We start from the raw sequence: 26,347 nt of genomic DNA on the forward strand, positions 1-26,347 counted from the left end.
GCAGCGCCCTACTGCTCGGGCTCTTTTGGCGCACCCTCACCGCCGGACCTCTTGTTCATCCAACGGTTGATCATATCGATCGGTAGCGGGAACACGATGGTGTGGCTATTCTGCCCGGATCCGGTAATTTCGGTCAGGGTCTGCATATAACGCAGTTGCAGGGCCTGGGGCTCCTCGGCCAGACATTTGGCTGCGCCGAGCAGCTTTTCCGATGCTTCCAACTCGCCCATGGCGTGGATCACCTTGGCCCGCCGTGTACGCTCGGCCTCCGCCTGCTTGGCGATGGCGCGGATCATGCTCTCGTCAAGATCGACATGCTTGATCTCCACGTTGGCCACCTTGATCCCCCAGGCATCGGTCTGCTTGTCCAGAATCTGCTGGATATCGGCGTTGAGCTTGTCGCGCCCGGCCAGCATGTCATCCAGCTCATGCTGGCCCAACACCGACCTCAGTGTGGTCTGCGAGAGCTGACTGGTCGCTTCCAGAAAGTTCTCCACATGGATGATCGCCCGTTCGGGATCGACCACACGGAAATAGATCACGGCGTTGACCTTGACCGACACGTTATCGCGCGAGATCACATCCTGAGTCGGCACATCCATCACCACGGTACGCAGATCCACCCTGACGATCTGCTGGATCACCGGGATCACGATGATCAGCCCTGGCCCTTTGACCTTGTAGAAACGCCCCAACAGAAAGATCACACCACGCTCATATTCACGCAGGATGCGGAACATGGAGAGCAACAGCAGCACCACCAGCACAACGACGGTGATGACAAAATAGGGTAAGCCGATCATCCTCAAGCCTCCAACTTGTCTACGACAAGGGTTAATCCATCGATCTCGCGCACGCGCACCCTATCGCCCACCTGCAGCGGATCGGCACAGCGAACGGTCCAGAGCTCTCCTTCAAAACGCGCCAATACCCGGTCATCATAGATCTGCTCGACGGTCACGCAACGGTCATGACCCGATTCAACGCGATAGCCGCGGGGCCTGCGCTGAGCCCGCAACGCCATGCCCAACACAGCGAACAGCACCGCCCCGGTGGTCACGGCCAGCGCCACGATCACCGGCATCGCGATCTGGTAGGCGGGCAGCTCGGTGTCCATCAGGATGATCGAGCCGACCACGAACGCCACCAGCCCGCCCACGCCGAGTACGCCGAAACTGGGCATGGTCGCCTCGGCGGCGATCAACCCCACGCCGAGCAGCATCAACCCCAACCCGGCGTAGCTGACCGGCAGGATCTGGAACGCATAGAGCGCCACCAGCAGACAGATGGCACCCAATACGCCCGGCACCCCGAAACCGGGGTTGGAGAACTCGAAGATCAGCCCGTACAGGCCGATCAGCATCAGCACATAAGCCACGTTGGGGTTGGTGATGACGGCGAGGAACTCACTTCGCCAGTCGGGATCAAGGACGAACAGCGGCGCGGAAGCAAGATCCAGACTGACCTCCCGGCCCTGCACATTCACCGTCCTATCGGCGATTTCGCTCAGCAATGCCGGGATATCGGCTGCGATCAGATCGATGACATTGAGCTTGAGCGCGTCGTTCGCGGTCAAACTAACACCCTCCCGTACCGCCTGTTCGGCCCAGTCCGCATTACGCCCGCGCAGCTCGGCCAGGCCGCGGATGTAGGCGACGGCATCGTTGGTGACCTTGCGCTCCATCGCCGAACCGGGCTCGTGGGTTGCCCCGTTGCCCTGTTCCGGCCGGTTACCAGGATCCTGCTCGCCCCCGTCAGGCGACGGGCTCATAGGGGTACCGATCGACACCGGCGTTGCGGCGCCAAGATTGGTAGCGGGCGCCATGGCCGCCACGTGGCAGGCGTAAAGCAGAAAAGTGCCGGCACTCGCTGCGCGAGCACCGCCTGGAGATACATAGCCGATCACCGGAATCGGCGAGGCCAGCACCGCCGAAATCATCTGCCGCATCGACTGGTCCAAACCGCCGGGGGTGTTGATCTTGAGCAGCACTGCGCGGGCATTGCCCGCAGCGGCTGCGCCAAGCCCACGGCTGACATAATCCGCGGTCGCAGGTCCCACCACACCGTCAAGAGACAGCACCCAAAGCGCTCCGGCAGGTGCACCCTCCTCTTCGGCGGCCGACGCACGCTCAGGCAGCTGCAAACCGACCGCAATCAGCAGCACGCACAGCAGTCGCAACCCTCTGCATATTCTGTTCATACCCGCTCCCTGCAGCCGCGCGAAACGCGATGGCTACCGTGGCTTTGGTTTCAGTATAGAAGAGGTCTGTCAGCCTGTTCTCGGATCGAGTCGGATGATCCGAGAGGAGTTTTTGGAAACGCTAGAAAGAGGATGCGATGGAATCGGTATACAACCGACGGCAGGGGCCGCGATAGAGTGCAGTATCGGGAGTGGGCTGCCGGTTATCCACGCTAACCAGAAACCTCTTGGTCTCCTTCAGGACATGCCAGCGCTCCGGTGGAACGGATAATTCGGTGTCACTCGACACTATTCGGCCAAGAAATTGAGGGCTTTCGCCTTCCCCTATCTGGCCCCATAAATACAGCATCCGCGTCGTATCCTGCCCGTCCATATCGCTCCATTGAGCAACCAGGCGCGACCATCCAACCTGCTCACTCTGAAATCCGCTAACGATCAGTACTACCTCGCCATTCTGGTAACGAAGTGGCGCGATAAACGTAGGCAGAGCCTCCTGAGCCGGACGAACGTAAATCCACAGCGCCAGCAACAGCGCGCAGCCGGTCGTCATCACTGCGGCCAGACGCCAGGGCCAGACCCTTTGCCAGAACGGGAGAGATGCTTGCCTGGCGGGTTGGATTCGATGGTTTATCGACGCCCAAACCCGAGCCGGCGGCGGTATCGGCGGCAGCTCCTCCTGCAACGGCACCAGCGCTTCCATCCAGCAGCGTACCGCTGAAGCCAGGCATGGTTCACGACAACAAAGAGCCTCAAGGCGTCGTCGACAAGCCGGTGTCATATCACCGGCCACATACCGTGCCGCCAATGCATCACACAGGCTCTTGTCCTGATATCTCACTGTTCCAGACATCGCTTCAACTCCATCAGACCACGCCTGATCGACGATTTGATCGTGCCCAAGGGTTGCGCCAGCCGTGTCTGCAACTCATGGTGGCTAAAACCGTGCACATAGCTGAGAACAATAAGCCGACGCACACCCGGCTTAAGATGACGCAGACACCTGTACAGCACCCTTTCCCCCCCGGACGACTCCGGAGAAATATCGGCTACCAGACTGTCCTCCAGTGGCGAAATATCATCGAAAATCCTGCCCTCTCGCACTTTTCGACGCCGCGAATCCAACGCCAGATTACGTGCAATAACACATAACCAACCCCACGCCGAGCCCTGACCATAGAACTGCCCGGCCTGATACCAGACTTTCAAGTACAGCTCCTGCAGCAGGTCGGCACTCGCCCCTTCGTCCTGCAGAATCCGCAACATCAATCCCATCAGCCGGGCACTGGTCAAACCATACAGCCGCTCCATCGCCTGCACGTCTCGCTGCTGTGCGATGCGCTTTAACAGCGGAGATAGTTCCAATTGCCAATTGGGCGTTTCAGGCAGGTTCATGGGCCTCCCGTCATCAGGCCGGTTTTCCTGTGGCTGTGACGGGAAGTATAGAGTGATATTACTCACGCAAGTGCCTCGGTCTCGGTTCGGGTGCCGACTTTATGAGTCGAATTACCTTTGACTACCTTGATCATGGTTGTAATACATTGAACCGCCCGGACTCCAGACGCCGCCGTCGAAACCACTTGACGATGGGTTCGAACTGCACCCTGCAAGGGCAGCGATCACTACCACGGCTAACATCAGTCTTTTCATTGTCTTCACCCTTTTCCTTTATCTGGATTTACGGGATCGACCCCGACTCCCTTCGCTCGACACCGAATTGGATTGACTCCCTCAGAGAACATCCCTGCGCCCTATATTTACTAGACGCCACCGACCGACGACTGGATGCATCAAAGTAAGAATTAATTGTTATCTTTCGCCCAGGGTCCGTGGCTGGTATACATAGGTATGGCCAATGGGCGGTAGATTTTGGGCGGGAACTCGCGAAAGAGGCCTGAACAATAAAGCAGTAAGCACTTCCCCCGTTCGCGACAACTGGCTTGCATATTGCAGAGTCGAACTACTTGTTTCAGACGACGTCAGGAGTATCAGCATTCATCACCAGGCTTGGGTCAACCACTCCCCGGCCGCTTCCAAAACGCTAAATAGAACAGGGCTTCGGACAGCCAGGTTCGACGCCTAATAACAGTTACTGTCGACGATGGGCTCAGCATGAGTATGGATTGGAAGAGATACGAACCTCAGGATTTCTTTGACGAACTGATCACCCCCAACGGCAATCCCCGCGCCCCGGCCCGACGATTGATCTCCTACCTCGGCTCACTGAGCGACGAGGAGCTGGAGACCCGCCGCCAGATGGCAGAAGCGACGATTCAGGAGATGGGGATCAGCTTCACCGTATACACCGAGGAGGGCAACATAGACCGCGCCTGGCCCTTCGACATCATCCCGCGCACTATTTCGGCCCGCCAGTGGGCCACCACGGCCGCCGGCCTGAAACAGCGCCTGAAAGCGTTGAACATGTTCATCGATGACCTCTACCACGACCAGAACGTGATCAAGGACGGCATCATCCCCGAACATATCATCACCGAATCGAAAAACTTCCGTCCCGAATGCGTCGGCATATCTCCCGCTTTCGGTGCATGGGCGCACATCTGCGGCACCGATCTGGTGCGTGCCGAGGATGGCGAGTTCTACGTTCTCGAGGACAACCTGCGTGTGCCCTCCGGCGTCTCCTATATGCTGGAGAACCGCGGCATCACCAAGCGCGTGCTGCCGGAGCTGTTCGAGAAGGATCGCATCCTACCGGTGGACGACTACTGCGCCAACCTGTTCGACACACTGGTGTCACTCTCGCCGCGTAAGGTGAAAAAACCGGTGGTGGTGGTCTTGACCCCCGGCATCTTCAACTCCGCCTACTTCGAACACGCCTTCCTGGCCCAGCAGATGGGCGTGGAGCTGGTGGAGGGGTCGGATCTGGTGGTCAGCGACGATGAGTGTGTCTATATGCGCACGATCAGCGGCCTGGAGCGGGTCGACGTGATCTACCGCCGCATCGACGATCTCTTCCTCGATCCGGAGGTGTTTCGCAAGGACTCCGTGCTCGGCGTACCCGGACTGATGCGCGCCTGGCAGAAGGGCAAGGTCGCCCTGGCCAACGCGCCAGGTGCCGGCGTCGCCGACGACAAGGTGGTGTACGCGTATGTACCGGCGATCATCCGCTACTATCTCAACGAGGAGCCGATCCTGAAAAACGTGGAAACCTTCCTCTGCGAAGACCCGGAACAGCGCGAGTACGTACTCGCCAACCTGGACAAACTGGTGGTAAAACCGGCCAACGAATCCGGCGGCTACGGCATGCTGGTCGGCCCGCACTCGACCAAGAAGGACCAGGCCGCCTTTGCCAAGCTGATCAAGGAGAACCCGCGCAACTACATTGCCCAGCCGACGCTGAAACTCTCCACCGCACCGACCATCGTCGAGAAGGGCGCGCTGGAACCCCGCCATCTGGACCTGCGCCCGTTTATCCTGCAGGGCAAGGAGATGTACGTCACCACCGGCGGTCTGACCCGCGTGGCGATGCGCAAGGGATCACTGGTGGTCAACTCGTCGCAGGGCGGCGGTAGTAAAGACACCTGGATTGTCGAGACAGGGGAGGCTTGATCATGTTATCTACCGTTGCTGAGCGCCTGTACTGGATGGCGCGCTACCTTGAGCGCGTCGAAAACACCGCCCGTCTGGTCAGCGTCTATGACAAGCTGCTGTTCGACCTGCCCAACGAGATCAATATCGGCTGGTACAACCTGGTGGTGCTGAATAGCGCCACCGAGCTGTTCGAGGATCGCTACAAGAACCAGGACGAGCGTAACGTGGTCAAGTTCATGCTGGCCGACGATACCAACCCCAGCTCCATGCTGTCGGCGTTGAAGCTGGTGCGCGAAAATATCCGCACCTCCCGCGATGTGGTGCCGGCAGAAACCTGGGAACAGGTCAACGAGCTCTACCTGTTCGCCCGTGACAATATCCAACAGGGGATCAACCGCAGCCGCCGTCATGAGTTCCTGTCCGATATCATCAAGAGTTGCCAGACCCTGTCCGGCCTGCTCTACGGCACCATGAGCCATGATGCCGGCTGGCAGTTCATGAAGCTGGGGCGCGATCTTGAGCGCGCCGATATGACCACCCGTCTTATCGATGCCGGCGCCTTCGCCCTGCTCGAGGTCAACGGCGACGCCAACCTCAACCTCAGGCAGATCGTCTGGGGCAACGTACTGCGCTCCGCCAGCGCCTACATGAGTTATCGCCGTACGGTGAAGGCCGCGGTATCGGGTCCAGAGGTCGCCGACTTCATGCTCAACGATCCTCACTTCCCGCGTGCCGTACATTTCTGCCTGCTGCAGATCGATGTCGCGGCAGGCAAGCTGCCCAAGAGTGACAACGTGCGCAAGGTGCTGAAAGAGATCGACGCCAGTGCATTCCTGATCGAAACGGATCAGGACCTCGGCCAGGATTTCCGCGATTTCCTCAACCATCTGCAGGTACAGTTGGGCAAGTTGCATGAGGCGATCTACCAGACCTGGTTCCCCGTACCCTGAAGGACTAATAAGCCGTGACTATCCGCATAGCGATTCGACACTCGACCGAATACAGCTTCGATCGGGCGGTATCCCTCTCGCCGCACGTGTTACGGCTGAGACCGGCCGCCCATTCGCGCACCCATATCCACAGCTACAGCCTGAAGATCGAGCCGGAACAGCACTTCATCAACTGGCAGCAGGACCCGTTCGGCAACTACCTGGCACGGCTGGTGTTTCCGGAAAAAACCCGCAAGTTCAAGTTCGAGGTGGAAGTGATCGCCGACATGACGGTGATCAACCCGTTCGACTTCTTTGTCGAGGACTATGCCGAGTACTACCCGTTCAAGTACGACGAGGCGCTGAAGAAGGAGCTGCAGCCCTATCTGGAAGTCGCCGAGGATGGCGACAGACTCAACGCTTGGGTCGACTGCGTATCGCGCGAGAAAACCCGCATCATCGACTTCCTGGTCAGCCTGAACCAGCGGCTGGAGAAGGAGATCGACTACGGCATCCGCCTGGAGCCGGGGGTGCAGAGCTGTGAGGAAACCCTGGAGCTGGCCAAGGGCTCCTGCCGCGACACCGGCTGGCTGCTGGTACAGATCCTGCGCAAGCTGGGCCTGGCCGCGCGCTTCGTGTCCGGCTATCTGGTACAGCTGAAACAGGACCAAGAGGCGCTGGACGGACCTTCGGGCGCGGCGGAGGATTTCACCGACCTGCACGCCTGGTGCGAGGTCTACATTCCCGGCGCCGGCTGGGTCGGACTCGACCCCACCTCCGGCCTGTTCGCCGGCGAGGGCCATATCCCGCTGGCCTGCACCCCCTCCCCCGCTTCGGCGGCACCGGTCAGCGGCTACACCGACAAGTGCGAGGTGGAGTTCGCCTACGCCAATGAGGTGTTCCGGATCCACGAAGATCCGCGCGTGACCAAACCCTACAGCGAGGAGCAGTGGGCCTGCATCGATGCGCTGGGCAAGGCGATCGACGCCGAGCTGACGGCGGGCGATGTACGTCTGACCATGGGCGGCGAACCCACCTTCGTCTCCATCGACGATATGGACTCGGCGCAGTGGAACATTGAAGCCCTGGGTGACGACAAGCTCAGGTTGGCCAAGGACCTGCTGCTGCGCCTGCGCCAGCGTTTTGCCCCCACCGGGCTGCTGCACTACGGCCAGGGCAAGTGGTATCCCGGCGAAGAGGTGCCGCGCTGGGCACTGGGCTGCTACTGGCGCACCGATGGCGAACCGCTCTGGCACGACCCGAAGCTGCTGGCCCGGGTCGACAAGGACTACGGTCACGGCCTGGCCGAGGCGCAGTGGTTTATGAAAACCCTGTGTCAGCGCCTGGAGATCAGCCATAAGTACCTGATCGATGCATTCGAGGACAGCCTCTACTACCTGTGGCAGGAGCAGCAGCTACCGGTCAACGTGGATCCGCGCAAGTTCAACCTCAAGGACGATCTGGAGCGCAAACGGCTGGCCAGGCTGCTCGATCGCGGCCTGGATACACCCACCGGCTATGTGCTGCCGCTGGGCTGGGACTATGGTTCCAGAAACGCGGGCAAACAAGGTTGGCGCTCCACCCCCTGGGAGCTGCGACGCGACCAGCTGACGCTGATCCCCGGCGACTCGCCGCTGGGCTTCCGCCTGCCGCTGAATACCCTGCCCTGGGTGGCGCGCGATAAACTGGAGATCGAGCCCGAGCCCGACCCCTTCGCCGAAAAGCCTCCCCTGCCCGGCTATATGCCCTTTGCCGACATGACGCCGCCGGTTGAGCGCTCAAACAGTGCCGACCTGCGCCAGATGATGGCTGACGCCGCCGACGCCGAACACCCCGAGGGTCAGCCGCAGTGGACGGAAGTGGTCAAGACGGCGCTCTGTATCGAACCGCGCGACGGCCGGCTCCATCTGTTCCTGCCGCCGCTGAAACACCTTGAGCATTACGTTCTACTGATCAACGCCATCGAACATACCGCCGCCGAGCTCAACCTGCCGGTGGTGATCGAAGGCTATGAGCCGCCCAAGGATCCGCGCCTGCAGAAGCTGCTGGTCACGCCCGATCCCGGCGTTATCGAGGTCAATATCCACCCGGCAGGAAGCTGGAACGAGTTGGTCGACAACACCACCGCACTCTACGAGGAGGCACGGCTGTCACGCCTGGGTACCGAGAAGTTCATGCTCGACGGCCGCCACGGCGGCACCGGCGGCGGCAACCATGTCACCCTGGGTGGCATCACCCCGGCCGACAGTCCGCTGCTGCGCCGTCCCGACCTGCTGCGCTCGCTGGTCACCTACTGGCAGCACCATCCGGGGCTCTCCTACCTGTTCTCCGGCATGTTCATCGGTCCGACCAGTCAGGCGCCGCGCGTGGACGAGGGGCGTCACGAAGCGCTGTATGAACTGGAGATCGCCTTCCAGCAGATGCCGGACGGGATGATCGACCAGCCCTGGCTGGTGGACCGGCTGATGCGCAACCTGCTGGTGGATATCACCGGCAACACCCACCGCTCGGAGTTCTGTATCGACAAGCTATATGCACCGGGCACCGCATCCGGTCGCCAGGGGATCCTCGAGTTCCGCGGCTTCGAGATGCCTCCCCATGCGCAGATGTCGCTGGTGCAGGTACTGCTGCTGCGTGCCCTGGTGGCCCGGTTCTGGAAGGAGCCCTATAAAAAGCCGCTGGTGCGCTGGGGCACCGAGCTGCACGACCGCTTCATGCTGCCGCACTACGTCTGGTCCGACCTCAACGACGTGGTCAAGGATCTGCAGGCGCATGGTCTGCCGTTCCAGCTGGAGTGGCTGGCCCCGTTCGAGGAGTTCCGCTTCCCGCACTACGGCCGGGTGCAGATCGACGATATCCAGATCGAGCTGCGTTGGGCGGTGGAGCCCTGGCACGTACTGGGCGAGGAGATCTCCAGCTTCGGTACGTCACGCTACGTCGACTCCTCGGTGGAGCGTCTGCAGGTGCGCCTGACTGGCCTCACCGACAGCCGCTACGTGCTGGCCTGCAACGGCCGCCGGGTGCCGCTGAACAACACCGGCCGCCACGGCGAATATGTCGGCGGCGTGCGCTACCGCGCCTGGAACCCGCCCTCGGCGCTGCACCCGACCATAGGCGTACACGCACCGCTGGTGTTCGATCTGATCGACACCTGGAACGGACACTCCATCGGCGGCTGCACCTATCATGTCAGCCATCCGGGCGGGCGCAGCTACGACACTCAGCCGGTCAACGCGTTCGAGGCGGAGTCCCGCCGCGTCAACCGGTTCTGGGATTACGGACATACGCCAGGTGCGGTAACGCCACCACCTTTCCACCAGGCACTACGCGAATTCTTCCCGCGCGAGGGCGGACCACGGCCGATGGCACCGCCGCCGGAGGAGCCGTCCAGCGAGTACCCCTACACCCTGGATCTACGCCGGGGATTAGCCTGATCGGGGCAAATCCCCTATGATTGACGCCCGCGACAGCGGGTCCTTCATATCGCAACAGAGTTGAGTCGATCACGTGGCAACGCAACCGAGTGCCAATACGCCGGAAATGGTGCTGAACTACCCGCGCCCCGAAACCTTTTATGACGAGGTGTACGGGGCAGACGGTGTTGCACGGCCGCACTGGCGCTACCTGCTGGACGGTCTCGGAGGCCTGGGGCCGGATGGTCTCAGGGAGCGCCAGCGCAAGGCTCAGCGAATCCTGCGTGACGATGGCGCCACCTACAACATCGCCAGTGCCGGCCTTGGCAGTCGCATCTGGGGGCTGGATCCGGTACCGCTGCTGATCGACAGCGAGGAGTGGAGCCGTATCGAGGCCGGCCTGATCGAACGTGCCGAGCTGCTCGATCTGGTGCTCAAGGATCTGTACGGCCCGCGTGAACTGATCCGCCATCGCGTGCTGCCGCCGGAGCTGATCTATTCCAACCAGGGCTTCCTGCGCGCCTGTCAGGGGGTGCAGATCCCCGGGGAGAAACAGCTGGTACTGCACGCCGTCGATATGGTGCGCGACACCGACGGCAACATGGTGGTGATCGGCGATCGCACCCAAGCCCCCAGCGGCGCCGGTTACGCGCTGGAGAACCGCAGCGTGATGTCACGCGTGCTGCCCAGCCTGTTCCGCGACAGCCAGGTGCACCGCCTGTCGCTGTTCTTCCAGGCGCTGCGCCGCAAGATGGCCTCGCTCTCACCCAACGGCGACTCGCCACGGGTGGTGATCCTGACCCCTGGCGCCTATAGCGAAACCTATTTCGAACACACCTACCTGGCCAACTACCTGGGTTACTCACTGGTGCAGGGCGGCGACCTGACCGTACGCAACGGCTACGTGTGGATGAAATCACTCGACGGCCTGCACCGGGTCGATATCATCCTGCGCCGCGTGGACGACACCTGGTGCGATCCGGTGGAGCTGCGCTCCGACTCTCACCTCGGCGTGCCCGGCCTGCTTGAGGTCGCCCGTGCCGGCAATGTGGTGATCGCCAATCCGCTCGGTTCGGGGGTACTGGAAAACCCGGCCCTGCTCAAGTTCCTGCCCCGGATCGCCGAGTTTTTCCTTGGCCACGATCTTGCCCTGCAGTCGACCCAGACCTGGTGGCTCGGCGACCCGGACGATCGGGAGTATGTGCTGGCCAACCTGGATCAACTGATCGTAAAGCCCACGACCCGGCGCAGCGGCGAGCACAGCCTGTACTGCGCTGGGCTTACCCCCGAACAACTGGACGAGCTCAAACGCCGGATCAGCGAAGACCCGATCCACTACGTGGCCCAGCAGACCAATCTGCCCGGCAGCTCCCCCTCCTGGCAGCAGCAAGAACTGCTGCCGCGTGCCACGGTGCTGCGCAGCTTTGCCGTCGCCGACCAGAGCGCGTACAGCGTCATGCCCGGCGGGCTTACCCGGGTTGCCAGCAACACCGAGCAGGCGATCGTCAGCAACCAGCTCGGTGCCACCAGCAAGGATACCTGGGTACTGGCCTCCGAGCCGCAGCGCCGGGTCAGCGCCTTCGACGAGCGCCAGCCCAGCTACCGCGAAGACCAGACCAGCGACCTGCCCAGCCGCGTGGTGGAAAACCTGTTCTGGCTCGGTCGCTACAGCGAGCGCGCCGAAGCGGCGATGCGCCTGATGCGGACCGTGTTCATCCAGCTCAACAGCCCCGCGCCGCTGCCCGAAGCGGTACGCGACCTGCTGCTGAAAGCGGTCACCCAGGTCACCACCACCTACCCCGGTTTCACCGCCGAGGGTGCACCGCTGGATCAGCCGGAGCAGGAGCTGCTGTCGGTGATCCTGGAACCCACCCGCGCCGGTGGCATCACCGCCAACCTGCAGGCGATGCTCAACTGCAGCGAAGAGACCAAGGAGATGCTCTCCGCCGATACCCACCGGGTGATCAACGACCTGCGTGATGAGCTGGAATCACTGCCGCAGTATCTCGGCAGCGGTCTGGCGTCCGCCCCCGAAGAGGCGCTCGACCCCCTGGTCACCACCCTGCTGGCGCTGTCGGGTTTGACCCAGGAGAGCATGATCCGCGGCTTCGGCTGGCGTTTCCTGGAGATGGGCCGAAGGCTGGAGCGCACGCTGCAGAGCACCGCGCTGCTGCGCTCACTGCTGGTCCCGGTGCTCGACGACTCCGACCAGGAGCAGGTGGTGGAGACCGTACTGCTGACCACCGAGGTGTTGATCACCTACCGCCGCCGCTATCGCACCCGGCCGATGCTCGACCACGGCCTGACCCTGATCATGCTGGACAAAACCAACCCGCGCTCGCTGCACTACCAGATCGACCTGCTGCGCCAGCATATCGAGCAGTTGCAGAGCCGCGAGCGCTCACCGGTCCTCAGCGACGAGCATCGTGCCGTGCTTGAGGCGCTGACCCTGGTTCAGCTCAGCCGTCCGGATCAGTTGGCGAGCAGCGATGACGAGGGGGTTCGCGAGGCGCTGGATGAGCGCCTGGCACGGATTCAAAGCCTGCTCTGCACCGCTGCCAATGCGATCTCCGACCGTTATTTCGATCACCGCAGCGGACCGCAGCAGCTGGTTCAGACCGGGTGGAGCGAGGAACCATGATCTACCGCATACGCCACGTCACCCGCTACGAATACGAAACCCCGGTCAGCCTGTGTTACAACCGTGCCCACCTGCTACCGCGTGATACCTACCGCCAGCAGTGCCTGAGCACCCAGATCCGGATCACGCCGACGCCGGTGTACAGCGTGCGTCGCGAGGATTTCTACTCCAACCTCTACTACTACTTCTCGATTCAGGAACCTCATCGCCTGCTGGAGATCGATGTCACCAGCCAGATCCGCATTATCCAGCCAACGCTGAATTTCGATCTGGATATCGGTAACAGCTGCGCCCGCGCCCGCGAGTCGATGCAGGCCGCCGTGGATGAGGAGACGTTGCTGGCGCGCGAGTTTTGCCTCGACTCGCCGATGATCCGCCGCAGCCAAGCGGTATACGACTACGCGTTGCCATCCTTCGATGCCGAACGACCGTTGCTGTCCGCCGTGCGCGAACTGACCAGCCGCATCTTTCAGGACTTCAAGTACGATCCGGGCTTCAGCACCGTGGCCACGCCGTTGAATGAGGTACTCGAGCATCGGCGCGGCGTGTGTCAGGACTTTGCCCACCTGGCGATCGCCTGCCTGCGCTCGCTAGGCTTCGCCGCCCGCTATGTCAGCGGCTATCTGGAGACGCTGCCACCTCCCGGGCAGCAGAAGCTGGTGGGTTCGGATGCATCGCATGCCTGGTTCGCGGTCTACTCCCCCGGCGAGGGCTGGTTCGAGTTCGACCCCACCAACGACAATATCCCCTCCGAGCAGCACATCACCACGGCGATAGGACGCGACTACGGCGATGTCACGCCGCTGCGCGGCGTGATCTTCGATGGCGGCAGTGCGCAGAAACTGGAGGTGTCGGTGGATGTCACCTCAATAGCCGAGAACTAGCCTGATCTCGATTTCAGCAAGGGTGTTTTCTGACTGCCGATATTCACGCACAATAGTAAGGTCTATTATTCGCAACCCGGAGTCAGGGAATGGCTTTCAGCTCCCCATCAACCGGCGGTAAGTTCCGTATCCCGCTTTCCGCCCGATTCCTGCTATTTGCTATCACCATACTTCTGGTCAACGGCCTGCTGATGATCCAACGCAGCGACGAGGTGATGGAGGAGGCGTTCCTTAGCGAAACCAACGCTCAGCTCGGCATCCTGTTGCAGAGTCTCGGCCGGAATCTGGAGCTGGGTCGTATCGAGATCAGCGACCCAAGCCTGGCGCATGAGAGCAAGGCGCTGAACGACTCACAGCACAGGATGCAGATTCTGGAGCTCTATATCTTCGACAGTAACGGCCATATCCTGGCCAACAGCTCCGGCGACAAGACAGCCAAACCGATCCGTGGTGAATACGCCAAGGTCATTCACCAGCGACGCCAGTCGCTAGGTGAAAAGTATGAGTGGGATGCCGATCACGAAACCGTGAAAGCCGACTACATGGTCCCGATCGATCTTCCCGACGGGCGGATTGCGGGACTGGAAGCCGAGGTTAACCTGACCGGCATCAAGACCGCGATCAGCCACTTCGACGGGCCGTTCGAGCAGGCGATGTGGTACTCGATACTGATCAGCTCGATACTGATGCTGCTCACCCTCGGCGCGCTGGTACACCTGCGCCTGACCGGGCCGATCCAGCGCCTGCACGCCACGGTTCGGGCGCTCTCCTCCGGCCGGATGGAGACCCGCATCCAGCTGCACCAGAAGGATGAGATCGGTGAACTCGGCCAGGGCATCAACCACCTGGCGCAGAGCGTACAGGAGCTGCTCGAAGCCCAGGAGCAGAGCTATATCGAAACCCTGCAATCGCTGGCCCAGGCGCTGGAAGCCAAGGATCCCTATACGGCCAAGCACTCAGGTCGAGTATCGCGCTTTGCGGTGCGTCTCGGCCAGCGCATCGGTCTCGACGAGCAGGAGCTCTCGCTGCTCAAACGTGGCGCGCTGATGCACGACCTGGGCAAGATCGGTATACCGGACGGTATTCTCAACAAACCCTCGGCACTGAACGACGACGAGTATCAACAGATGCGCCGCCATCCGACGATGACCGCCAGCATCATGAAACCACTGAGCCGGTTTCGCGCCTTTGCCGAGATCGCGGCCTGGCACCATGAACGCTGGGATGGCCAGGGCTATCCCGACGGACTCGCCGGCGAGGAGATTCCGCTGTTGGCGCGGATCGTGGCCATCGCCGATACCTGGGATGCCATGACCGGAGACCGGGTGTACCGCAAGGGGATGAGCGCGGAGATCGCGATCTCGATTCTCGAACGTGAACGCCATCAGGGCCAGTTCGACCCCGAGCTGATCGTCCAGTTTATCGACATGGTCAGGGAGGATCTGAAGTGTGAAGATTCGCTAGCCGCCGAACCGGCAGCAGGCAGCAGAGAGGAGACCCCGGCGCCCGAGGGCGCCGGGTAGTTCAGTTCAGGAGTTCCACTCAGGACTCGGCGTCAGTCAGCAGTAAAACACCGGCGCCGGTATTGGAGATCGGCGCGTGGTAGTGTTTGTGCAGCACATCCACCCTGTCGGTCAGCGCGCCGCGCATCACCATCCACATGATCACCTCTATCCCTTCGGTGCCCGCCTTCTCCATGATGTAGTCGTTCGACAGATCGGCCATCCATTGCGGCTCATTGATGATCTTGTCGATGCATTTGAGATCGAAATCCACGTCGATAATGCCGGCCCGCTCGCCCTGCAGCTGGTGCGACAGACCGCCGGTGCCGATCACCACCACCTTCATATCCTCCGGGTAGGACTCCACCGCCTTGCGCAGCGCCTTGCCCAGCTTGTAGCAGCGCGCGGCGCTGGTCAGCGGATGCTGTACCGTATTCACTGCCAGTGGGATCGCCTTCACCGGCCACTGCTCGTATTGCCGCCAGAACAGGTTCATCGGCACCATGAAGCCGTGGTCGACCAGCATCTCCTGGCAGGTGGTGATGTCGAACTCCTGGCGGATCAGCGATTCGGCCAGGTGCCAGGAGAACTGCGCATCGCCCGGCACGTCGGCGCTGGCAGGAATCCCCCAGCCCTCATCCGCGTTCTGATAGCTGTCGGCACATCCCAGGGCAAAGGTCGGCACCTTGTCGAGGAAGAAGTTCAAGCCGTGGTCGTTGTAGACGATGATCGCCAGGTCCGGCTTGACCTCGTCCAGCCACTGCTTGACCGGCTCATAGCCGTCGAAGAAGCGTTTCCAGTACGGGTCCTGCTCCAGCTTGCTCGCCATAGCATTGCCTACCGCCGGGATGTGCGAAGTGGTCAGTCCACCAATGATCTTAGCCATGCCAGTATCCCCCCTCCTGCTGCAGACGATCCTGGAATCCGGCCGACTGGTCGAGCAGCTTCTGTCTGAATTGATCTGCCGTAATGCCCTGGAAGGCGGCACCGGCATCTTGCACATTTAATCCGTGAAACACGGCGATCTTCGCCAGGTAGTAGACATTGCACCCCAGGTGCAACAGCTTGAGAAACTCGCCATTGAGCACCGCCTCGCGCTGTTCGTCGCTGAGTCCGTACTTGCGACAATAAGCGTCCATATCGGCAGCGAACTCTTTACGATTCGCCTCGGAATTGAAAGAAAACGCCATGCGATTCAAGGCGTAACCTGAATTTGCCCGTTTGCCGTCAAACACATAGGTGCCGGGAATATCATCGTATTCATGCCGGTTCCAGACCATGATGCACTTACCTCCTGCTTGTTATCCTTATCCACACCGGGCGGTGCCGGTGCTTGCGTAGGTGCCATTCTGGAAACAAACCCCTTCACGCTGAAGGGACATAAGGATTAAAAAACTGTACATTTCGAAGATAAACATAAAGAGACGGAATGATGCGGAAAGAGCAGTCGATACCAACAGTGCAGCTCTATGGCGAGCAGAGCTGGCAACAGACACCGGATTACCTGCATTGCGAAGCGCTGATCACCCGCTCGCGCGAACACCATTTCAAGATCCGTCCCCACCGTCATCCGGGCATATCCCAGGTGTTCTATCTGCGCTCTGGCTCCGGGGAGGCCAATATCGACGGCCAGACCCTGCAGATAGAGGCCCCGATGCTGATTCTTATCTCTCAGATGAGTGTGCATGACTTCCGCTGGTCGGCGGATGTTTCGGGCACCGTCTTGTCGGTAGCGACCAGCCGTCTTGAACGCGCCGGACAACCGGGGGGCGCGCTGGCGCAGACCGCACTGGTCTGGCTGCCAAGCGAAGACAGGCTGATCGAGCAACTGATGGATATGCTGTTACAGGAGTACCGGCGCACACCGGACAAGGATCGGGATCAGGTACTGCAGGCGCTGATCGATCTGCTGGCAATCAATATCGCCCGGTTGCAGCCGGGCCAGGTCGGCGAGCAACCGCGCCGCCACCGCGGGCAGGAGCATCTGCAGCAGTTTCTGGATCGGGTCAACCGGGACTACGTGATGCAGCGCACGGTAGAGAGCTACGCCCAGGAGCTGGGTATCACGGCGCCCTATCTGAACCAGTTGTGTCGAGAGTTGACCGGGCGTCACGCCCTGCAGATCATGCATGAGCGAATCGTGTTGGAGGCCCGTCGCTACCTGATCTACACAGCCCTGAGGATCAGCGAAATCGCGTACCAGTTGGGCTTCGCCGACCCGGCGTATTTCACTCGTTTTTTCCGCCGCCTCAGCGGCCAGTCTCCACGTGAGTTCCGCCGGCATCAACGTAATCAGACATCGATGCAAAGCTCCTCGGCCGGAATCGGCCGCCCCAGCAGGTAACCCTGCACGCTGTTGCAGGCATGCTCTCCCAGGAAGCGAAGCTGACTCTCGGTTTCCACCCCCTCGGCCAACACCTCGATACCCAGGCTGCGCCCCAGCGCGATAATGGTCAGGATGACCGCTTCGTCCTTCGGATTCTTGCCGATATCGCGGGTAAACGCCTGATCGATCTTGAGCCGGTCCAACGGCAGATACTTGAGCCGGTCGAGGGATGAGTAACCGGTGCCGAAGTCATCCAGCGCGATGCGGTAGCCGGACTCTCGCAACCGATGCAGCTGCATCATCGCCAGATCGGGATCCTGCATGATCATCAGTTCGGTGATCTCCAGCTCGATGCTGGTTCTCAGCACCCCGCGGCCATCCACCAGCTTATTGAGCTTCTCGACGAAGTCGATCTGCAGCAGCTGCTGAGGTGAAATATTGATCGCCACTTGCGGCGGCTTGATCCCCCGCTGCTCCCAATGCTTCATCTGATCGCACACCAGTTCGATCACCTGCCAGCCCAACGGGATGATCAGTTGCGTTTCTTCGGCCATCTCGATGAAATGACCGGGGGCCAGCAGGCCCCGTGTCGGATGGTTCCAGCGCACCAGCGCCTCGGTACCCACCAGCTGCATCGTTTTCAGATCGAATTGCGGCTGATAGTGCAGTACCAACTGCCGCTCATCCAACGCAACGCGCAGATCCTGCTCCAACGAGAAGGAGTGGAACGCCTGATCGGAAAACTCCTCGCTATACACCACATAGCGGTTCTTGCCCTGTGCCTTGGCCCGGTACATGGCGGTATCGGCATGTTTGATCAGCGTTCCGAGATCCACTCCATGATCGGGGTAGTGGCTGATACCGATACTGGCGGTGATCTGCACCCGCACGTCATCGAGCTCCAGCGGCAGCGTCGTCGCGATCAGCACCCGGTCGGCCTCGATGCTGGCCTGCTGCACATCGCCCTCGACCAGCAGGATGAACTCGTCGCCCCCCATCCGGAACAGCAGGCTGTTTTTGGGCAGGCGTGCCGTCAGCAACTGCGCCAGTTTCTGCAGCATCCGATCCCCCGCCTGATGACCGAGGCTGTCGTTGATCAATTTGAATCGATCCAGATCGATAAACAGCACCGAGAAGGGCAGACTCTGGGGATCTTCCACCCGCTTGCGAATCGTCTCGATCAGGTGACTGCGATTAGGCAGGCCGGTTAGATCGTCATGCCGAGCCTGGTAGGCCAGCGATCGGGTTTGCCGATCCACCTCATCCATCAGGATCCGCTCTCGGTCGTGCATCGATAGCACCAGTAACGTACCGATCGCCGCGCTCAACACCAGTAACAGCTGCATATCGGTGGCATTGCCCGATGGGTTACCCGCCATGTAATCGGGTCCCGGCGCGGCTTCCGCCTGCCAGACTCGCTGGCCGACCTGAAGCTCAAACCGACCAAACAGACCGTCAAAGCCGGATTCGGGGAAGTTGGAGAAGAACGGCAGATCCGCCCCCTGCTCCTTTAGCCTGAGGCGAATATCGTGGATATCCGCTCCTTCCAGCGCACCGCCGAGCAACTGCGATACGGTAAACACACCGACCATGAATCCCGCCAGCTCCCGCTGCCGCTGCAGAGGCCCGTACTCGCCAATCATGCGGTACACCGGGTGCAGAATCAGAAAGCCCGGCTGATCCGGCGCCTGAGTCAGATTGAGCACTTCGGTGACCACCGGTTGACCGCTGTTTTGTGCGAGCATGACCGAGCGCCGCCGGTCGTCTATCGATAACAGGTTGAACCCCAACGCTCTGCGGTTCAGTTCACGCGGCTCTACCATCTGCACAGGAATCAACGGATCGTCCGCCATCAATGACTCGCCGTAGATTGCGTAATCCGGCTCTCCCAGCATCTGCGCCGTGGCCCGCTCGAACGCCTGTCGCTGTTCGACTTGAACCACCGGATCCCAGGAGTAGGCCCTGACACTGGGGTTATCGGCGGTCAGTTGTGCCACCCGGGCACGAAACTGATCCGGCGTCATTCCACCGGGTTCTGAAAAACGTTGTCCCAGATAGGCGAGATCGGCAAAGTTCTTCTGTATTGCCGAGAACAGATGGGCTTCCACCAACCGGGTATCGCGTTGGAAGTCACGCCTCAGTTGGCTGTCCAGACGCAGCATCAGCAGGTGATTGAGCAGCAGCACCAGGCCGACGATACCGACCAGTCTGGCCACCAGAGACCTGCGCCGCTTTTTATCGGTTTTACGCTCGGGCAACAGAGCCAAGACCACCGGTGCCAACACGATGGCGCCGAAACTGTCGCCGCCCCACCAGAGCAGCCAGTCCTTCAGGAACCCGGCACTGCCGCCGGCATCATTGACGAAATAGACGACGGAGGTACCCAGAGTTGAGTTGATAAGGCAACTCAAGGGGCCGGCAATCAGCGCGTAAACAGCCAATGAGCGGCCGTTTTCAGGTGTCAGCGGGTAGGCATTGAAACGGTGGATAAGGGCAGCGGCGACGCTGGCCTGGATCATCGCTCCGGAACCGATGGCCAGAGCGGTCAGCACATTGGACAGGGTCAGGGCGTCGTGCCAGGTCAGCGGTATCCACAGGTTGAAGCCGAGGCTACCGAGCAGTACGCCGGGCAGTACGGCCGGTCCAAAACGCAAAACCGCTCCCAATGCGATTCCGGCAGGCGCCCAGAATGGCATGATCTGTTGGTGCATCCCCTGCCCGGTGATCAGAAAGGCGGCTAACAGGTACGTCAGCGCCAACGCTAGGATCTGTCCAACTGTGCGATAAAGTCCGGAGTACACAATGCTCCTTAGGGTGGGCTCACTCTCCCGCTCACCATTCACATAAGTTATTGTTTAAATGTCTGTATTGCATGCATATTACATAATGTAAGCACATAAAAATACGGCCTTTGGGACAGGTTCGATACCGCTTTCACGCCACACTGCTATAAACTGGAAAATAACCACACGCAAGTGTCTTGCTGTACCGCCGGAGAGATGATCATGGACAATATCGATACTGAGCTGCTGCGTACCCTGCCCAAGGCAGAACTGCATCTGCACCTGGAAGGCACCCTGGAGCCGGAGCTGATGTTCACCCTGGCCGAGCGCAACGGCATCTCCCTGCCCTATGACAGCGTAGAGGCGCTCCGTAACGCCTATGACTTCGGTAATCTCCAGGACTTCCTCAATCTCTATTACCAGGGCGCTGCGGTGTTACAGACCGAACAGGACTTCTACGACCTGACCCTGGCCTATCTTGAACGCTGCGCCCAGGATGGTGTGGTGCATGTGGAGCCCTTTTTCGACCCCCAAACCCACACCGCCCGCGCCATCACCATGGCAACCCAATTCCGCGGCATCCTGCGCGCGCTGGCCGACGGCAAGGAGCGCTGGGGGATCAGCAGTTGCCTGATCCTGAGCTTTCTGCGCCACCTGAGTGAAGAGGACGCGGTGGTCACGCTGCAACAGGCGCTCCCCTGGCGCGAGCATTTTGTTGCTGTCGGTCTGGACAGCTCGGAGAAAGGCAATCCACCAGAGAAGTTTCAACGCGTGTTCGATCAGGTCAGAGCGTTGGGCCTGAAAACCGTCGCTCATGCCGGTGAGGAGGGCCCGCCGGACTACATTGTGCAGGCACTGGATCTGTTGAAGGTGGTGCGTATCGATCACGGGGTGCGTTGCGCTGAGGATCCGGCATTGGTGCAACGGCTCATCGATCAGCAGATTCCGCTGACCGTCTGTCCGCTGTCCAACACCCGGTTGAAGGTATTCTCCGACATGTCGGAGCACAACATCATGCAACTGCTCGACCGGGGCATGCGCGTCACGATCAACTCGGATGACCCGGCCTATTTTGGCGGCTATCTGCTGGACAATTACTGCGCCGTGCGCGATGCGCTGGGGATGACCAAAGCGCAGGCCGTTCAACTGGCCCGCAACAGCCTCATCTCCAGCTTTTTGGACAATGACAGTCTGAGTCTCCACCTGGCCCGACTGGACCAGCTAGCCCAAGTACACTAAGTCGGAGTCACCGCTCCTGACTCGACGCCAGCAGTTCGATGAACTGCTGCGCCGGTACGGCGGGACTGCACAGGTAACCCTGATAAACGTCACAGCCCTGATCGCGCAGATAGGCCAGTTGCTGCTCGGTTTCCACCCCCTCGGCCAGCACGCTCATACCGAGCGCATGCCCCATCGCCACCACTGTGCGGGAGATCGCGCAGTCCTCCAGATCCTGCGGTAGTCCGCTGGTAAAGGATTTGTCGATCTTCAGCACCGACAGTGGGAAACGCTTGAGATAGGCGAGGGAGGAGTATCCGGTACCGAAATCATCCAGGGAGATCGAGATACCCAGGTTACACAACTGATTCAACCGTTCCGCGGCCTGCTCAGGATCATGCATCAACGTGCCCTCGGTAAGCTCCAGTTCCAGCTGCCCGGCAGGAAAACCCGTGGTTTTAAGGGTGGCATCGATATGTTCGATCAGCTCGGCATTGCGCAGCTGATTGGGCGACAGGTTCACCGCAAGTCGCAAAGGCGCATACCCCTGATCCAACCAGGCCCTGCCCTGCCGACACACCTGCTCGAGTACCCAGTTAGCCAGTTTGACGATCAGTTCCGACTGTTCTGCCAACGGAATGAACTGATCCGGCGGGATATAGCCGCGCTCACTGTCATGCCAGCGCAGCAGGGCCTCGGCACCGATGATCCGACCGCTGACGATATCCACCTGGGGTTGGTAGAACACCTCCAGTTGCTCCATCGCAAACGCCCTGCGCAGGCGGACCTCCATCTCCACGCGGTGAGCGGCCCGGTCGGAGAGCTCCTTCGCGTAGAAACTGTAGGAGCCGCGTCCCAGGGACTTTGCGCGATAGAGTGCGGCATCCGCCTGTTTAAGCATCTCCTGAGTGTCGATCGCCTCTCCATCCGTATTAACGCTGATACCGATGCTGACGCCGGACTGTATCTCCGCACCGATGCTGAGTCGGAACGGTTCCGACATCAGTTTGATCAACTCCTGGGCGATATCGGCGGCATCGATATGCCGCGCCAGCTCCGTCAGCAATACCGCAAACTCATCGCCTCCCAACCGCGCCAGCGAGTCGCTGGCGCGCAGATGCGCGCGCAAACGGGCGGCAACCTGTTTAAGCAGCTCATCACCGATACCGTGGCCATAACTGTCGTTGATATCCTTGAAGTGATCCAGATCCAGTATCAGCAGCGCCACCGCTCGCGAATGGCGACTGGCGATCTTCAGCGCCTGATCCAGCATCGCCAGCAGCTCGGTGCGGTTGGGCAGTTCCGTCACCGCATCGGTGTGCACCAGATAGTCGATCCGTTCACTGGAGCGCTTAAGCTCGGTGATATCCGCGAACACCCCCACATATCGGCGCTCGCCACCATCCGGATCGTCAACTCTGGTGATACTGAGCAGCTCCGGAATCAGCTGCCCGTCACGGCGGCGGTTCCAGATCTCACCCTGCCATCTCCCCTGCCGATCCAACGCCTGCCACATCGCGCTGTAAAACTCGGCATCGTGTCGTCCGGAACTGAAGAGGTGCGGCGTCCTGCCAACGACCTCATCCTGTGTGTATCCAAGCAGGCTGGTGAACGCCGGGTTGACCTCGATAATACGCTGTTGACCGTCTGTTATGACCACCCCCTCCCGCGTACTGCTAAACACGGCAGCCGCCAGATTGAGCCGATCCTCATGCTGCTTGCGCGCATGCACATCGCGCACCACCGCTTCCATATAGGTGGCTTCCTGCGCAGAGCGGTGGGAGATGATCTGTGCCTCGACCCAACGCTCCTCTCCCTCTCCGGTCAGGATGCGAAACCGGCTCTGGGCCAGATGCTCACCGCCGGCCGCCATAGTGCCGATCAGCGACTCGACGCGCGCTCTATCGGCCTCCGCTACCAGCTGCATCAACGAGCTATCCTGCAGGTCGGCGGCCCGGTAGCCCCAGCGCAGAATATTCTCGCTGGCGAAGAGCAGACGGTGACGGGAGTGCAGCGACCAACGCAAGACGACGACAGGACTGGCTTCGATAATCTGGCGGGCGGTCGCCATCTTCTGCTGGCGCTCGATATTACCCAGGGCGTAGCCGATATCGCCGGCAATTTCGGCGAGCGTCCGCAACACCAGGGTATCGAAGAAATCCTTCTCACTGGAGTAAAGCGTCAGATTTCCGACCAGAGCCCCCTCCTGATACAGAGGAAAGGCGGCGATGGAGGCAATTTTCCCGGCGGCCGCCAGTGCCTGGGTCGATGCGTTCCAGCTACTCAGCGTCACATCATTGCATACGCTGACCCGCCCCTCGCGCAATGCCGTCGAGGTCGGGGTGGACTCATCAAGTTGATCCAGCCCCTCAAACACCTTTTGCAATGACAATAGATCTTCGCTGGACCAGGCCAGGGGAGTAATTTTCCCATCGTCGATACGCCCCACCCAGGCATGACTGAGCTGCGCGTGCTTAATCGCGACGGTACATATTTCATCTAGCATCGCCTGTGGATCGCGGGAGCGTACGATGATTTTGTTGGTCTGCGACAGGGTTTCGTAAAGGTCACGCTGACGTTGCAGGGAAGCGAGTGCCTGGCGATGCTCGGTAATGTCACGCGTCATCGCCAGCAGATAGCGTTGACCATCGATATCGGTGACAGGATGAAGATCCACCTCGATCCAGCGTTGCGCACCATCGTTCAATCGGTAGATGGGATGCTCTATATGGAGATGCGTTTCATCGCCACGCTTGAAGCGGAGATAAACCTCCTCCGCCCGCTTGCGTTCCGCTGTATCGAGCGTGCTCATGAACAGATCCCAGGAGAGCATCTGCGGATCGGTACCGAGGAAATCCCCCAGCGTGTCGTTGTTCCAGGCCCAGCAATCATCGTCCAGATTGATCAGTGAAACACCGATATAGGGCAGATCGCGACACCCTCGGGTCAATCTGTCTTGCCTCGACTCGGCGACGATTTGGCGCTGGCGACCGAGCTGAATGCAGCCAATCGCCGCGAACAGGAGCATGGAGAGTGTGATCAGGAGATTGACGACAAAATCGTCGCTCATGACCCAGACCATCGCGATGCTAACGACAACTGCTGCGGCAAACAGGCCACAGAGTCTACTGCCACTTCTGTTTTCCCGATGGTCCACCAATACAACCCCTTCCGTTAGAGCCGTCAATACTAGAGTAGCAGCAGATCTATCAACATCTATCGAGTTGACTTAAGTCAATCTTAGTCGGTTTTGTTACTATAAGCCGACGTATAAACATCGTTTTGTCGTTCGCTGGACCAACTATTGACCAGGCACCGGGGATCCCCCTGCAGGAGGAGTGCCCCCTTGCGGCCAGATCATGCATAATTAATCGATGAACAAACGCCAGACCAAAGCCGACATCCGCCGCGAACTCGAAAAGCAGGTGCAGGAGTACGTACAGGATGGCGGTGAGATAAAGCATGTACGTCCAGGCGCCAGCGGACTGGTGGATGGGGCCGTGTTGCGAGCGCCTTTCAGTGACGGGCGTCCGGTACAGTCGCGGACTCCGGCGATGGACGTATTGGCCGCAATCGACGCCCGCCGCAGGCAAGCCAAACCCGAGCGCAAGGGTAGTGGCAAACCGAAGCCGCGTAAAAAAATCATCTACGACGATTTCGGCGAACCCCTGCGCGAGGTTTGGGAGGACAGCCAGGGCTAGTCGCCGCCTCAGCGGGACGCGCGTGCCGCCTCGCGCGCCATTTCACCGATCAACTCACCGACCTTCAGACTCGCCTCTTCCATCTGAGCCAGGTGCCTGATCACCTGGTCGACCTGCTTGTCACGGGCGGCATGCAATGCCGCGAGACCCGACCGGTGCACCTGTTCATGGGGTTGCTCCAGACGCGAGAAGCTGTGTAAACCGGAGTACGCCTTGACGCCTTCGCCAGCGTAATACCATTGTCCAAGGCGGCAGGAGGTGTGATCGGCAACCGCCTGGGCGCTGTCCAGCCGCCCGGAGATAATGCTGTCGTAGATACTGTTTTTCCACGCCACATGATCAAGCTTCACCGTCTCGAAAAACGCCTCGGTAGCACTGCTGCAGATCACCCTATGCATGTGATCCGACAGATCGACCACCTGGGCGACGCCACTGCGAATCTGCTCGGCAGAAGCGACCACTTCGTCACTGGAGAGCTTAACCGTGTCGATATCCTCACTGGCGCCGCCGGTGCTGTGTGTTATCCGCGTCACCAGATTGGCGATCTCGCCACTGGCATCGCTGGCCTTGCGCGCAAGATTGCGCACCTCGTCTGCAACCACGGCGAAGCCGCGCCCGGATTCGCCGGCACGCGCCGCCTCGATCGCCGCATTCAGCGCCAACAGGTTGGTCTGATCCGAGATATCGGCAATCACCGAAACGAACTTTTCGATCTTCGCCGTCAGCTCGACCAGCTCAGACAATCGGCGACTGCCCTGATTCGAGCTGTCACGAATATGCTGAACGCGCTCGAGGATGAGCTCTACCGCGGCACGGCTCTCCTCGAATATGGAGCGGGATTCCGCCAGCGCGTCACGCTCCTTGAGCAGGGCTGTCGCATTGCCCGCCAGGCTCTCTCTAGTCTTGTGAATCAGCGCACCGCCTCGTATCCAGGCGCCACACATCTTCTGCTCAAAATTGGCACTGGCTTGCCCCGCCTGCTCCAACTCTCGAATGCGCTGCTGGAGAAACTGATTTTCCTGCTCTAGACGTGTATTTTCATTGGCAGTGGCGGTGAGTTTTTCTTCAAGGGCGAGTAACTGCTGATTATTATTGTTTCTTGCAAAAAACACGTCCTAGTCTCCTGAGGCTATAGTCGGTGCATTAGCAGTGTAAACTGCCCGCTCCTGGGATAACCAGCGTTAAATGCACGTCCACCTTTAAA

At 60.3% G+C, this 26,347-nt stretch carries 18 protein-coding genes and 1 pseudogene; 9 read left to right on the plus strand and 10 right to left on the minus strand.

The window, feature by feature from the left end:
* Window positions 1-8: 8 nt before the first annotated feature.
* The 4 genes from KQ940_RS11810 to KQ940_RS11825 all read right to left on the minus strand — a co-directional run bounded on the left by KQ940_RS11810 (window position 9) and on the right by KQ940_RS11825 (window position 3,592).
* Window positions 9-803: a slipin family protein gene (locus KQ940_RS11810; protein WP_217413830.1), complete on the minus strand. Its 795-nt coding sequence runs from the start codon at window positions 801-803 to the stop codon at window positions 9-11.
* Window positions 804-805: 2 nt separating this feature from the next.
* Window positions 806-2,200: an NfeD family protein gene (locus tag KQ940_RS11815; protein WP_217413831.1), complete on the minus strand. Its 1,395-nt coding sequence runs from the start codon at window positions 2,198-2,200 to the stop codon at window positions 806-808.
* 121 nt (window positions 2,201-2,321) lie between these two features.
* Entirely contained in the window at window positions 2,322-2,900 is a 579-nt protein-coding gene (locus tag KQ940_RS11820) for a hypothetical protein (protein ID WP_217413833.1), read from the minus strand.
* 134 nt (window positions 2,901-3,034) lie between these two features.
* Complete coding sequence (locus KQ940_RS11825) at window positions 3,035-3,592, minus strand: sigma-70 family RNA polymerase sigma factor (protein WP_217413834.1); 558 nt, start codon at window positions 3,590-3,592, stop codon at window positions 3,035-3,037.
* 717 nt (window positions 3,593-4,309) lie between these two features.
* On the opposite strand from KQ940_RS11825, the gene KQ940_RS11830 reads away from it, so the two are divergent.
* The 6 genes from KQ940_RS11830 to KQ940_RS11855 all read left to right on the plus strand — a co-directional run bounded on the left by KQ940_RS11830 (window position 4,310) and on the right by KQ940_RS11855 (window position 15,136).
* Complete coding sequence (locus tag KQ940_RS11830) at window positions 4,310-5,764, plus strand: circularly permuted type 2 ATP-grasp protein (RefSeq protein ID WP_217413835.1); 1,455 nt, start codon at window positions 4,310-4,312, stop codon at window positions 5,762-5,764.
* A 2-nt stretch (window positions 5,765-5,766) separates the two neighbouring features.
* Window positions 5,767-6,696 (plus strand): alpha-E domain-containing protein, encoded by a 930-nt coding sequence (locus tag KQ940_RS11835; protein WP_217413836.1) that lies wholly within the window; start codon window positions 5,767-5,769, stop codon window positions 6,694-6,696.
* A 14-nt stretch (window positions 6,697-6,710) separates the two neighbouring features.
* Entirely contained in the window at window positions 6,711-10,109 is a 3,399-nt protein-coding gene (locus KQ940_RS11840; protein ID WP_217413837.1) for a transglutaminase family protein, read from the plus strand.
* Between the two features lie 73 nt (window positions 10,110-10,182).
* Window positions 10,183-12,729, plus strand: coding sequence for a circularly permuted type 2 ATP-grasp protein (locus tag KQ940_RS11845; protein WP_343222651.1), 2,547 nt, complete (start codon window positions 10,183-10,185; stop codon window positions 12,727-12,729).
* A complete protein-coding gene (locus tag KQ940_RS11850; RefSeq protein ID WP_217413838.1) occupies window positions 12,726-13,613 on the plus strand; it encodes a transglutaminase family protein in 888 nt (295 codons plus the stop codon). The genes KQ940_RS11845 and KQ940_RS11850 overlap by 4 nt, the downstream gene beginning before the upstream one ends.
* An 89-nt stretch (window positions 13,614-13,702) precedes the next feature.
* The gene (locus tag KQ940_RS11855; RefSeq protein WP_217413839.1) at window positions 13,703-15,136 is read left to right on the plus strand and encodes an HD domain-containing phosphohydrolase; all 1,434 of its coding nucleotides are present in this window, start codon (window positions 13,703-13,705) and stop codon (window positions 15,134-15,136) included.
* A 19-nt stretch (window positions 15,137-15,155) separates the two neighbouring features.
* On the opposite strand, the gene KQ940_RS11860 is transcribed toward KQ940_RS11855, so the two are convergent.
* Window positions 15,156-16,001 carry a class III extradiol dioxygenase family protein gene (locus KQ940_RS11860; protein ID WP_217413840.1) on the minus strand — a complete coding sequence of 282 codons (846 nt, stop codon included), beginning with the start codon at window positions 15,999-16,001 and terminating at the stop codon, window positions 15,156-15,158.
* Window positions 15,994-16,395 carry a protocatechuate 3,4-dioxygenase gene (locus KQ940_RS11865; RefSeq protein ID WP_217413841.1) on the minus strand — a complete coding sequence of 134 codons (402 nt, stop codon included), beginning with the start codon at window positions 16,393-16,395 and terminating at the stop codon, window positions 15,994-15,996. The genes KQ940_RS11860 and KQ940_RS11865 overlap by 8 nt, the downstream gene beginning before the upstream one ends.
* Before the next feature lie 152 nt (window positions 16,396-16,547).
* Here KQ940_RS11865 and KQ940_RS11870 point away from each other — a divergent pair, with 152 nt between their 5' ends.
* Window positions 16,548-17,459, plus strand: a complete 912-nt coding sequence (locus tag KQ940_RS11870) for a helix-turn-helix domain-containing protein (protein ID WP_217413842.1) — start codon at window positions 16,548-16,550, stop codon at window positions 17,457-17,459.
* Here the strand turns inward: KQ940_RS11870 and KQ940_RS11875 are convergent.
* Entirely contained in the window at window positions 17,408-20,200 is a 2,793-nt protein-coding gene (locus KQ940_RS11875) for a bifunctional diguanylate cyclase/phosphodiesterase (protein ID WP_217413843.1), read from the minus strand. The two genes, KQ940_RS11870 and KQ940_RS11875, sit on opposite strands and share 52 nt — an antisense overlap.
* 246 nt (window positions 20,201-20,446) lie before the next feature.
* On the opposite strand from KQ940_RS11875, the gene KQ940_RS11880 reads away from it, so the two are divergent.
* Window positions 20,447-21,463 carry an adenosine deaminase gene (locus KQ940_RS11880; protein ID WP_217413844.1) on the plus strand — a complete coding sequence of 339 codons (1,017 nt, stop codon included), beginning with the start codon at window positions 20,447-20,449 and terminating at the stop codon, window positions 21,461-21,463.
* A 7-nt stretch (window positions 21,464-21,470) separates the two neighbouring features.
* Here the strand turns inward: KQ940_RS11880 and KQ940_RS11885 are convergent, their stop codons facing one another.
* The gene (locus tag KQ940_RS11885; protein WP_217413846.1) at window positions 21,471-24,512 is read right to left on the minus strand and encodes an EAL domain-containing protein; all 3,042 of its coding nucleotides are present in this window, start codon (window positions 24,510-24,512) and stop codon (window positions 21,471-21,473) included.
* Between the two features lie 304 nt (window positions 24,513-24,816).
* On the opposite strand from KQ940_RS11885, the gene KQ940_RS11890 reads away from it, so the two are divergent.
* A complete protein-coding gene (locus KQ940_RS11890; RefSeq protein WP_217413847.1) occupies window positions 24,817-25,143 on the plus strand; it encodes a hypothetical protein in 327 nt (108 codons plus the stop codon).
* 8 nt (window positions 25,144-25,151) lie between these two features.
* Here KQ940_RS11890 and KQ940_RS23215 read toward each other — a convergent pair whose 3' ends face one another.
* Window positions 25,152-25,541 carry a CZB domain-containing protein gene (locus KQ940_RS23215; RefSeq protein ID WP_246590022.1) on the minus strand — a complete coding sequence of 130 codons (390 nt, stop codon included), beginning with the start codon at window positions 25,539-25,541 and terminating at the stop codon, window positions 25,152-25,154.
* 36 nt (window positions 25,542-25,577) lie between these two features.
* Window positions 25,578-26,087 (minus strand): annotated as a pseudogene (locus tag KQ940_RS23220) (methyl-accepting chemotaxis protein); the annotation flags it as partial.
* Between the last annotated feature and the right edge of the window lie 260 nt (window positions 26,088-26,347).

Origin of the sequence: Marinobacterium ramblicola, assembly GCF_019084545.1 — a bacterium.
Taxonomy (GTDB): Bacteria; Pseudomonadota; Gammaproteobacteria; order Pseudomonadales; family Balneatricaceae; genus Marinobacterium_D; species Marinobacterium_D ramblicola.